Raw genomic sequence first — 10270 nt, 5'->3', positions numbered from 1 at the left:
CCTCAGGTCTCCTCGCCGCCGATGCCCTTCGCTCCACCGCCTCCGACGATCCGATATCCCCGCCGCGACCGGTACGCTATCCTGATCCCACTCCCGTCTCGTGCCACCGCCGTGTCCAGCGAACACCCCCATTCATCCTCTCTCCGCGGTGACCTCGCCGGCGGCCTGGTCGCCGCCCTGGTTCCGCTGCCGCGGGCGATGGCCCTCGGGGCGCTGGTCTTCTCACCGCTCGGGCCGGCGTGGCTGCCGGCCGGCATCCTGGCGGGGATCACGGCGCTGGCCATGGCCAACCTCGGGGCGCTGATCCGGGGCGGGCCGCCGTTTCTCATCCACGCCCCCTACTCCCTCTCCGCCGTGCTGCTGCTCGGCACCCTCGGCACGCTGCTGGCCCAATCGGCGCCGGGTGCGGCACCGGAGACGGCGCTCGCCCTGCTGTTCCTGGCGGTCGCCCTCGCCGGCCTGCTCCAGGTGCTGTTCGGCCTGCTGGGGCTGGGCGGGGTCGCCAAGTTCATCCCCTATCCGGTGCTGGCGGGGCTGCTCGACGGCTCCGCCGCGTTGATCCTGCTCAGCCAGGCCGCGCCGCTGCTGGGGCTTCCGGCGGCACTCCCCTGGTCCGAACTGGGCCACCACCTGGGGGAGGTTTCGCCGCTCGCCCCGGCGGTGGCGGCGGTGGCGCTGCTGGCGATCCATCTGGGCGGGCGCAGCTGGCCCCAGGTTCCGGCCCCCTTCATCGGCCTGTTGGCGGGGAGCGGCTGTCATCACCTGCTGGCGGCGCTGGGCTACGGCGCCGCCCTCGGGCCGCTGGTGGGGGAGGTGCCGGGGGGGCTGCCGACGCCCCACTATCTGGCCGGACTCCTCGCCCCCTTCGGTTCGCCGGGGGGCGTGGGGCGTATGTTGGCCCCGTTGGGCACGCTGCTGCCGGCGATCGCCGGTCTGGCGGCGATCAATTCGCTACGGACCGTGGTGGTGTGCAACGTCGCCGAGCATCTCGCCGAGGAGCGCTTCGATGCCAATCGCGCGCTGATCGGGCAGGGGTTCGGCAATTTGCTGGCGGGGGTCTTCGGCGGCATCGGCGGGGCCGGCGGGCTGCCCGAGAGCCTGGCCAACCACCGCTACGGCGGTCGCACCGCCCGCTCGCGGCTGGCTGCCGGGGCGGCAGCGCTGCTGATCCCGCTGGCGCTCTACCCGCTGCTCGCGGCGATCCCCCAGGGGGTGCTGGCGGCGATCCTGGTGGCGGCCACCCTCGGCGTCTTCGACACCTGGAGCCTGCGGCTGCCGGGGCGGGCGCTGGCCGCCCGGCGCGAGGGGGACTACGGGCCGCTGATCGACCTCGCGCTGGTTGCCAGCGTGGTGCTGGTACTGCTGGCGGCGGGGATCTTCCAGGCGCTGGCGGTAGGGCTGTTGATCTCGGTGGCGTGGTTCATCGTGCGCATGGGCAAGTCGGTGATCCGCGCCGAGTACCGGGTCGGCGAGCTTCACTCCAACACTTGGCGAGCGCAGGGAGAGGTGGAGCTGCTGCTGCGCGAAGGGGGCCGCATCCGGCTACTGGAGCTGGAGGGGGCGCTCTTCTTCGGTACCGCCGACCGCCTCGCCCGGCGGGTGGACGAGCTGCTCGACGAGGAGGTGGAGCAGATCGTGCTGGATTTCTACCGGGTCGGCGACGTGGACACCACCGGCGCCCGGCTGGTGGCCCAGTTGGCCGAACGCTGCGGCAGGCGCGGGGTGCCGCTCCACCTCTGCCACCTCGACGAGGACGGCCGCCACCACCGGGAACTCGCTCGGCAGCTGGCGGGGTTGCCGGGGGCGCGACCGGCGGCGAGCCGCGAGGAGGGGCTGGCGGCGGCGGAGGACGGACTGCTCGACCGGCTCCTCGGCCCCGATCGCTACCGCCACGAGATCCCGCTGGCGGAGAGCGGATTGGCGGCGGGGATGGACGAGGCGGAGCGGGCCGTGTTGCTCTCCTACCTGGAGCGGCTGGAGCTGGCCGATGGAGCGGTGGTCTTCCGCCAGGGGGAGCCGGGCGACGCCCTCTACCTGATCGTGCGCGCCCGCGCCCGGGTGGTGCTGCGGCTCGATGGCGGCCACGAGCGGCTGCTCGGCAACCTCTGTACCGGCACCCTCTTCGGCGAGATGGCGCTGCTCGACGGCAGCCCGCGCTCCGCCGACGTGCGCGCCCTCGGCCCGCTCACCTGCTACCGCCTCTCCCGCGACGCCGTCGACCGCCTGACCCGCGACCATCCCCGGTTGGCGGTGCACCTGCTGGCCGGGCTGGGGCGCGAGCTGTCGCTACGGCTGCGCTACGCAAACAGCAACCGTGCCGCCCGTTAGGGGGGGTAGCCTGCGAGGCCGGATATCATCTCCCGATGGCCGGGCTCACCCGGTAAGCGGCATCGAACCGCCCCCGTGGGGAGTAGGGCCCTGGGTCTGGAATTTTAGTCGATCCACCCGCCGAAACGCTCTCATTCGGATCCTAGGCCATTGAGGATAAGAGAGATTTCTGACGGGTTGTCAGACGATACAGGAAGTTTTTCGCCCACTCTTGGCAATGGGTGGGCGAGAACCGCCTGTTGGGAATAGTGTTTATGCCGGAGTGAAGTTGCATCGGGTAGCTTCGCCCCATCTAGTGGGTGTCCCGTGAACTTCCCCGGTTGGCGATCGGGTAGAACCTGGAAGCGAGCGCGCCATAAATACAGAATTCGGCGAATCCAAAGACAAACCACATCGCAGCCAGCGAGCCGGGAATCGGGTAGATCAAATATTGATTTGTGTCGACCAGCAAGCCGGCGAGGATTCCGAATAGCGCCCCATGGGCCAGGCCGGCTCCAAGTCCCGGGGTGCGAACATGGCGGGCGTAGGAATAGACAAACAGGATGGCGACGCCAAGGGTTACCAGGAGGCCAAGCGTCAGGCTCCTGTCCGCCGCCGGTCTGGCTACCAGTTCAAGGGCCCGGTCGGCTTCCTTCAGTAGAAGCAGATGAACGATCCCATTCCACACAAGAGCAAAGATGAATATCGTCGCTACCGCTGGAATAAACCGCCGCATGTTCATGGGAAACTCCTGATCAGCCCATCCGGCGCCAGTGGGGGAGGAACGGCTCGCCGAGCTGGGCCAGTTGCCCGCCATCGACGTTTGCGCCTTCGCGGTGATGAGCAATCATACCCGTGCCTTGCGGCGTGTCGATGCCGGGCATTCAATATTCCGTTGTTGTGGGTGTCCCGCCAATTCCTCCGGGTCGTATCGCCTCGAACATCGCATCGCCGATCAGGCCCTCGGCGCGGTTGGCCTTCACCAACTCGTCGAAGGTCGGGCCGTCCGGGTAACGGGGTCAGGTCTTGCTTTTTGCCTAAGGCGTTGGCAGGAATACCCCCTCTTTGGCCGCAAGGGTTGGACCAGTCACCCCATCCAATTCTCCACCTCCAACCCCGGAATACGCCCGAACTTCCGGGCAGCTGCAGGGACACCCAAGGCAACGGGCGCCCAAAACAACGGGCGCCCCAAAAACGTCCTTTGTGACCTGTTGCTGCAGGATGTAGGAATTTTCTTACTGGCTATCAGGCAAAAGCGCAAATTTGCCCTCACCCCTTGAAACTCCGTTGCCGCCTCTCGATACTGTGCAAAACAACACGGTCATTCCACCGGGGTACCGCTCCATGACCACCGCCCCTCCCGCTCCCGCCAACAACGCTCCGCGCTGCCTCACCAACACCCTCGATCACCTCCCCGAGCCGAAGCGGCATCGGCTCCAGCTGATCAAGGAGCGGATCTGCCAGACCGTGCCCCTCGACTGGCTGGTGCTCTTCGGCAGCTACGCCCGCGGGGACTGGGTCGAGGACCCGATCCATCGCTACTTCTCGGACTACGATCTGTTGGTGGTGGTCTCCGAGGAGTTTTTGCTGCGGCGGTCTGCGCTGTGGGAGCGGCTGGAGCGGGAGCTTCAGGCGATCGCCGGGCGGGTGCCGGTCTCGCTGCTGGTTCACACCGGCAAGGAGGTGAATCACGAGATCCGCATGGGGCAGTACTTCTTCTGCGACATCATGAACGAGGGGGTGGTGCTCCATGACGGCCACCGCTCGCAGTTCGCCCACGTCAAGGCGCAGACGCCGGAGGAGAGGTTGGCGCTGGCGCAGCACAACTTCCGCTACTGGTTCAACAGCGCAGCCGGCTTCTGGCAGGGGACGCGCTACTTCATGAACCGCGGGGAGTTGGCCCACGCCGCCTTTCTGCTCCATCAATCGGTGGAGCGGTACTACCACTCGGTCACGTTGGTATTTAATGGCTACAAGAACAAGTGCCATAACATCGCCAAGCTGGCGGACATGGGGGCGGAGCTGCATCAGGCGTTGGTGGGCGCGATGCCTCGCGAGGAGGTGGCGGACAAGGCGCTGTTCGACCTGTTGAAGCGGGCCTACATTGAGGCGCGCTACTCCAAGAGCTACCGGATCAGTGAGGAGGAGCTGACGCTCCTGCGGGCCCGGGTGTCGGATCTGGCGCAGCGGGTGTTGGCGGCCTGCGGGGAGAAGCTGGCGTCGTTCTGCGGCGCGGAGGCGGTGGGGGCATTGCCCGCGGTACCGGAGGATGAGGAGGCGCCGGGATTGCCGCCGTTGCCGGACGTGGAGGACCGGGGCGCGATGGAGCGATGGGGGCGGCTGGTGGCGGCGGAGCAGCGGGAGACCGGTATCGCCGAAGGTTTGGAACGCGGTTTGGCCGATGGGAAGGAACAAGGAGAACTCGCCCGCGCCCGCCGCATCGCGGAGACGCTGCTGGCGAAGGGGATGCCGGCGGAAGAGGTGGCCGAGACCACCGGTCTCTCGGTCGAAGAGGTCACGGCGCTCGCCGGCTTGTGCTGACTCCCATGTCATACACGAACGTTGGAAAATCGAGCGCCGAAACGCTACGCTATACGACGCTCACATGATCCGGAGTTTCAGGCACAAGGGGATCGAACCGTTCTTCAGGACCGGTTCGAAGGCGGGTATCCAGGCGCAGCACGCCGCCAAACTCGCCCGCCAATTGCGTCAACTCGACGACGCCCGCAGGCCTCAGGACATGAATGTTCCCGGCTGGAGACTCCATCGGCTCGAAGGTGACTTGGCCGGCCATTGGTCAGTGTGGGTCAACGGCAATTGGCGCCTCTTCTTCGCGTTCGACGACGAGGATGCCATCCTGGTCGATTACGACGATTACCACTAGGTGGCCACCATGACCACAATGCACAACCCGCCCCACCCCGGTGATACTCTCAAGGAGGACATCCTCCCCGCCCTGGGCCTCACCGTCACCGACGCGGCTCGCCAGTTGGGGGTTACCCGCGCAACGCTCTCTCGGGTGCTCAACGGCCGTGCCGCCATCTCCCCTGAAATGGCGCTGCGTCTGGAGCAATGGCTCGGAGGGCCCGACGACGGTCCCAGTGCCGAAACCTGGTTGCGAGGGCAACTCGCCTATGACCTCTGGCAGGCCCGCCAGAAGAGCCCCCCTCACGTCCAGCGCGCTGCCTGATTCGATCGGTTGGAAAGCGGCCTATCGGGACCCCGCTGGTTCGGGCGGCGGGTCCTCGGGGGCTTCCAGGTCGATGTCCTCCTCCCACAGGGGCCGAAACAGCTCCGCTGCCATGCGCGGGGGTTCGGGGACCAGCCGCGCCACGATCTTTCCATGGCGGGTGATCAATACCTCTTCTCCCGCCTCCACGGCGGCCAGCAGCGCAGAAAATTTGGCCTTGGTTTCGACCACCTGGACGGTTCTCACCGGTTGATCTCCTGCATGGAGGGTCATATGACCAAATGAGTGTCTTTGGGCGTGCCGTCAAAGTCTCGCGTCTGCTACCGACCGGTTACACGGGCACCGCGGTACTCTCCACCACCCGCCGCAGCACGAAGCTGGAATGCACCCCCGTCACCCCCTCGATCCGGGTGATCTTCTCCAACAGCAGATGCTGAAAGGCATCCATATCCCGCACCACCACCTTGAGCTGGTAGTCGGCATCCTGGCCGGTGATCAGCAGGCACTCCAGTACCTCCGGCAGTTCGGCGACCTTCTCCTCGAAGTTGGCGAAGCGCTCCGGGGTGTGGCGGTCCATGGAGATGTGGATCAGGGCCATCAGGGAGAGGCCCAGCTTTTTGGCGTCGAGCATCGCCCGGTAACCGGCGATCACCCCCGCCTCCTCCAGGGCGCGGACGCGGCGCAGGCAGGGGGAGGGGGAGAGGCCGATGCGTTCGGCCAGCTCCTGGTTGCTGATCCGGCCCTCGCGCTGCAGCAGTGCGAGTATCTTCCGGTCGTAGCGGTCGAAGTCCATAACGGTGTCTCCAACACGGAGGGCAACGAGCATTGTCCGGTGAACGATTATCGGCGCTAGGAGCCTGTCGGACTATGGGGGATCGAGCTGCGGGAGGGCAGGAGGGCGGCCCCAATTTTTCGAAAGTCCGAGGAGAATAGCGAGCTATTTGACGAGGATTTTCGGAAAAGTGGGGCCGTCATCCCGCTTTCGCGGCCGATTCACCCATAGTCCGACAGGCTCCTAGGGTAGCCGATGGGCGGATGACGATCCCCGTCGCGCCTTGACGATACCGGGGTGGGATGGGAGCATTTTTTCACACTCACGGATGATTCTCGCCCCGTTTCGCTCTTCATGCGGCCGCCGTAGGCGGTGGATGGGAGACGCAGGGGATGCCGTCATCCACCCATGGGGAGTACGCCGTGGACGTCTGGACGTCGAATATCGTCATCACCCTGGTTTTCGAATGGCACAGGCCGATTCTGGAGCCGCTGCGGGACATCCTGGCCGCACGCGGCCATGCCGTGGAAACGATTCGGGTCAACGACCTGCGGGCCGGTTGGCGGCCGCGGATCATCCCCGATCTGCTGGTGACCGCGGATGCGGGTCCGGCGCAGTTTATCGGTGAGACCTTCCCCGGCGTGCCGATCCTCCACGTCGGTCACGGCTTGATCAGCAAGAATCAGCCGGGGCTGTACTATCCGCTGGTCGATTACGTCTGTGTCTCGGGTGAAGACACCGCCCGGCGTCTGGAGGCAAGGGGGCATACGCCGCGCAAGCGGATCTTCGCCACCGGCATGATCCAGTCCGACCCGCTGTTCCGTGGCGACACGGCGCCGGTGCGCGTCGCGGCGTGCCCGACCTGCATCGCCTATACCCCTACCTGGAATCCGGAACTCAACTCGGCGCGCATGCTCGGACGGGAGGTGGTGGAGCGTATCCGCGGCACGGATACCGCGATCGGCGTCGTCATCAAGCCGCACCCGCACATCGCGGTCAGCGACCCGGAGATGATCGCGCTCTGGCGGGAGTTGGCCGCAACCCGCCCCAACGTCGTGCTGCACGATCCCGACGCTGACCTGATCCCCGTGCTGCTGGGCGCGGATCTGCTGGTTTCAGATGCATCCAGCGCCATTTTTCACTATCTGGCGCTCGATCGGCCGATCGTGCTGATCGACAACCCCGCGCGAACGGGAGCGGTCGCGACGTTCGACCCGCAGGGCATCGAGTGGACGCGCCGGGACATCGCCCGCTGCGTCACTGCCGCCCACACGCTGAGCGATGCGGTGGTGGCGGAACTCGCCGATCCGGATGCGCGCCGGCCGGCTCGCCAGGCCCGTCGGCGGGAACTGTTCGGCGAGTTGACCGATGGCCGGGCCCGCGAGCGGGTGGCTGGGGTCGTCGAAGAGATCCTGCGGAACGAGGCGTGGATCGGGGCGCGGAAGGGGGAAGCGGATGAACGGTGAAGGCGGTTCGATCTATGCCAAGGTGGTGGGTGACATCCTGCATCCGGGGCATGTCCGCTTCTTCCGCGCCGCACGGGCCCTCGGTTCCCGACTGACGGTCTGCGTCGTGGGCGATGATCGCGTCGCCGCCTACAAGGGACGCCCGCCGCTGTTGAGCCAGGCGGAGCGGATGGAGGTAATCGCCGCCTGCCGCTGGGTCGATGCGGTGATCGGGGACGGTCCGAAGATCATCGATCGCGTGTTCATGGATCGTCACGGCTTCGACATCTACGCCTTCGGGGCCGCTGATGCCCGGGAGATGGCGGCGAAGTTGTCGGATTGCGCCGACCTTCCGGAGCATCGGCGTCGGCACATCCCCTACACCGAGGGGATCTCCTCGTCGGTGCTGCGGCAGCGGCTGGCGGAGATGGCGTGAGGAGGCATTGCGGTTGGCGGGTCTCCACGGCTCTCCGTGCCTCGAACATCCTGCTCGGCAATAAAATTTCAGTAATCGTGCGTTTCGTGCGTTTATATTGTTGAAGAATCTCCTCTAGTCGAACGATTAGCAATCGAATTCCACCTCCATAGACGTAACCTATCCCTGTCGCCGAAAGGTGGCCGGCAGCGCTTTCCCACCGAAAGACTGCCGTCGGGCCGGCCCCACAAGGGCCGGTGACGTCCTCTCCCCACCCCCGGAGCGGACCCGCGGAGTCCCTGAACGAAACGCGCCATCCCCGGCATTTCGTTCAGGGTCTCCTCTCTCTACCTCGTATTCAGGGAACCCCCATCATGAAACCCTTCGACCACCGCAAGTACCGCCCCGCCCCGGCCGTGCCGATGAGCAACCGGCGCTGGCCCTCCCGTTCCATCGCGCAGGCGCCGATCTGGGCCAGCGTCGATCTGCGCGACGGCAATCAGGCGCTGCTGGAGCCCATGAGCGTCACTCAGAAGCGCCGTTTCTGGGAGCTGCTGGTGGCGGTCGGCTTCAAGGAGATCGAGGTGGGCTTTCCCGCGGCCAGTCAGCACGACTTCGACTTCGTCCGCTGGCTCATCGAGAAGGATCGCATCCCCGAGGACGTCACCATCCAGGTGCTGGTGCAGGCCCGTGAGGCGCTGATCGAGCGCACCTTCGAGGCGCTCAAGGGGGTGCGGCGGGCGATCGTCCACCTCTACAACTCCACCTCCACGGTGCAGCGCGAGCGGGTCTTCGCCAAGGATCGCGACGGCATCACCGCCATTGCGGTGGATGGCGCGCGCTGGATTCAGCGGGAGGCGGCGAGGTATCCGCAGAGCGAGTGGGTCTTCGAGTACTCGCCGGAGAGCTTCTCCAATACCGAGCCGGATTACGCGGTGGCGATCTGCGATGCGGTCACCGAGGTCTGGCAGCCGACCCCGGCGCGGCCCTGCATCATCAATCTCCCCTCGACGGTGGAGAGCGCCACGCCCAACGTCTTCGCCGATCAGGTGGAGTGGTTCTGCGACCATGTGGCGCGGCGCGATTCCATGATCATCTCGCTGCACACCCATAACGACCGCGGTACCGCGGTGGCCGCCGCCGAGCTGGGCCTGCTCGCCGGGGCGGATCGCATCGAGGGGACGCTGCTGGGCAACGGCGAGCGCACCGGCAACATGGACGTGGTGACCCTGGCGATGAACCTCTACAGCCAGGGGATCGATCCGGGTCTCGACCTGTCGCGGCCCGACGAGATCATCGACACCTACACCCGCTGTACCGGCCTGCCGGTCCACCCGCGCCACCCGTGGATCGGCGAGCTGGTCTATACCGCCTTCTCCGGCAGCCACCAGGACGCGATCCGCAAGTGTCTCGCCAAGCAGCAGGCGGACGAGCCGTGGCAGGTGGCCTACCTGCCGATCGATCCGCGCGACCTCGGCCGCGACTATCAGGAGGTGATCCGGGTCAACAGCCAGTCGGGCAAGGGGGGCGTCGCCTTCGTGCTGGAGCGCGACTACGGGCTCACCCTGCCGCGCTGGATGCAGGTGGAGTTGGCGCGCATCGTCCAGGCGGAGAGCGAGCGGCGCGGCGGCGAGGTGGATGGCGAGACCATCCACCGGCTGTTCGTCGAGCACTTCGTCGCCGGGGTGGAGGCGCCGGCCCTCGACGGTTACCGCCTCGATCGCGACGGCGGGGTCGACCGGATCGAGGCACGGGTGCGCGAAGAGGGCGCGGTGCGGACCATCCACGGTGAGGGCGAGGGGGCGCTGTCGGCCTTCGTCGATGCCTGGCAGCGGTATAGCGGGCAGGCGGTATCGGTGGTCGACTACAGCGAGCACGCCCTCGGCGAGGGGACCGATGCGGAGGCGGCGGCCTATGTGCAGCTCTCGGTTGACGGGCGGCGGGTGGGCGGGGCGGCGTTCGATCACGATACGGTGAGTGCCTCGCTGATGGCGGTGATCGCGGCGCTGAACCGGGCGCGGGGGACGACGGCGCGGGCCGCTTGAGTCGAGGAGGGGCGGTGGCGACCATTCCGGCGTACAAGGTCGCCGCTACCGCGGCGACGCGAACGAAGGCACCTGCGGGGAATCTTGCTTGCCCTG

Annotated in this window: 11 protein-coding genes; 7 read left to right on the top strand and 4 right to left on the bottom strand. The window is 66.8% G+C overall.

The features are described 5' to 3' along the window. Positions 1-111 precede the first annotated feature (111 nt). Complete coding sequence (locus ACYQ2W_RS15675; RefSeq protein ID WP_459869097.1) at positions 112-2328, top strand: SLC26A/SulP transporter family protein; 2217 nt, start codon at positions 112-114, stop codon at positions 2326-2328. A 292-nt stretch (positions 2329-2620) separates the two neighbouring features. Here the strand turns inward: ACYQ2W_RS15675 and ACYQ2W_RS15670 are convergent, their stop codons facing one another. Together ACYQ2W_RS15670 and ACYQ2W_RS15665 are read right to left on the bottom strand one after the other, a co-directional pair. Beyond that, positions 2621-3049, bottom strand: a complete 429-nt coding sequence (locus ACYQ2W_RS15670) for a hypothetical protein (RefSeq protein WP_459869095.1) — start codon at positions 3047-3049, stop codon at positions 2621-2623. Between the two features lie 13 nt (positions 3050-3062). Then, positions 3063-3191 carry a hypothetical protein gene (locus ACYQ2W_RS15665; protein ID WP_459869093.1) on the bottom strand — a complete coding sequence of 43 codons (129 nt, stop codon included), beginning with the start codon at positions 3189-3191 and terminating at the stop codon, positions 3063-3065. 460 nt (positions 3192-3651) lie between these two features. On the opposite strand from ACYQ2W_RS15665, the gene ACYQ2W_RS15660 reads away from it, so the two are divergent. From ACYQ2W_RS15660 to ACYQ2W_RS15650, 3 genes are all read left to right on the top strand, one after another. Next, on the top strand, positions 3652-4848 hold the full coding sequence (locus tag ACYQ2W_RS15660; RefSeq protein WP_459869091.1) for a HEPN domain-containing protein: 1197 nt from the start codon (positions 3652-3654) through the stop codon (positions 4846-4848). 64 nt (positions 4849-4912) lie between these two features. Beyond that, positions 4913-5191 carry a type II toxin-antitoxin system RelE/ParE family toxin gene (locus ACYQ2W_RS15655; RefSeq protein WP_459869089.1) on the top strand — a complete coding sequence of 93 codons (279 nt, stop codon included), beginning with the start codon at positions 4913-4915 and terminating at the stop codon, positions 5189-5191. 9 nt (positions 5192-5200) lie between these two features. Further along, positions 5201-5497: a HigA family addiction module antitoxin gene (locus tag ACYQ2W_RS15650; protein WP_459869087.1), complete on the top strand. Its 297-nt coding sequence runs from the start codon at positions 5201-5203 to the stop codon at positions 5495-5497. Between the two features lie 21 nt (positions 5498-5518). Here ACYQ2W_RS15650 and ACYQ2W_RS15645 read toward each other — a convergent pair whose 3' ends face one another. Both ACYQ2W_RS15645 and ACYQ2W_RS15640 read right to left on the bottom strand, forming a co-directional pair. Beyond that, positions 5519-5743 carry a type II toxin-antitoxin system Phd/YefM family antitoxin gene (locus ACYQ2W_RS15645; protein WP_459869085.1) on the bottom strand — a complete coding sequence of 75 codons (225 nt, stop codon included), beginning with the start codon at positions 5741-5743 and terminating at the stop codon, positions 5519-5521. Positions 5744-5828: 85 nt separating this feature from the next. Further along, on the bottom strand, positions 5829-6290 hold the full coding sequence (locus tag ACYQ2W_RS15640; protein WP_459869083.1) for an Lrp/AsnC family transcriptional regulator: 462 nt from the start codon (positions 6288-6290) through the stop codon (positions 5829-5831). A 371-nt stretch (positions 6291-6661) separates the two neighbouring features. On the opposite strand from ACYQ2W_RS15640, the gene ACYQ2W_RS15635 reads away from it, so the two are divergent. The 3 genes from ACYQ2W_RS15635 (at position 6662) to leuA (ending at position 10174) form a co-directional block, all read left to right on the top strand. Next, on the top strand, positions 6662-7735 hold the full coding sequence (locus ACYQ2W_RS15635; RefSeq protein ID WP_459869081.1) for a CDP-glycerol glycerophosphotransferase family protein: 1074 nt from the start codon (positions 6662-6664) through the stop codon (positions 7733-7735). Further along, the gene (locus ACYQ2W_RS15630) at positions 7725-8150 is read left to right on the top strand and encodes an FAD synthase family protein (protein ID WP_459869079.1); all 426 of its coding nucleotides are present in this window, start codon (positions 7725-7727) and stop codon (positions 8148-8150) included. Before ACYQ2W_RS15635 ends, ACYQ2W_RS15630 begins: the two co-directional genes overlap by 11 nt. Positions 8151-8503: 353 nt before the next feature. After that, positions 8504-10174, top strand: a complete 1671-nt coding sequence (gene leuA, locus ACYQ2W_RS15625; protein ID WP_459869077.1) for a 2-isopropylmalate synthase — start codon at positions 8504-8506, stop codon at positions 10172-10174. Positions 10175-10270: the final 96 nt, after the last annotated feature.

The sequence above is a fragment of the Endothiovibrio diazotrophicus genome, from assembly GCF_054657215.1.
This window is presented reverse-complemented; position numbering and strand designations above follow the sequence as displayed.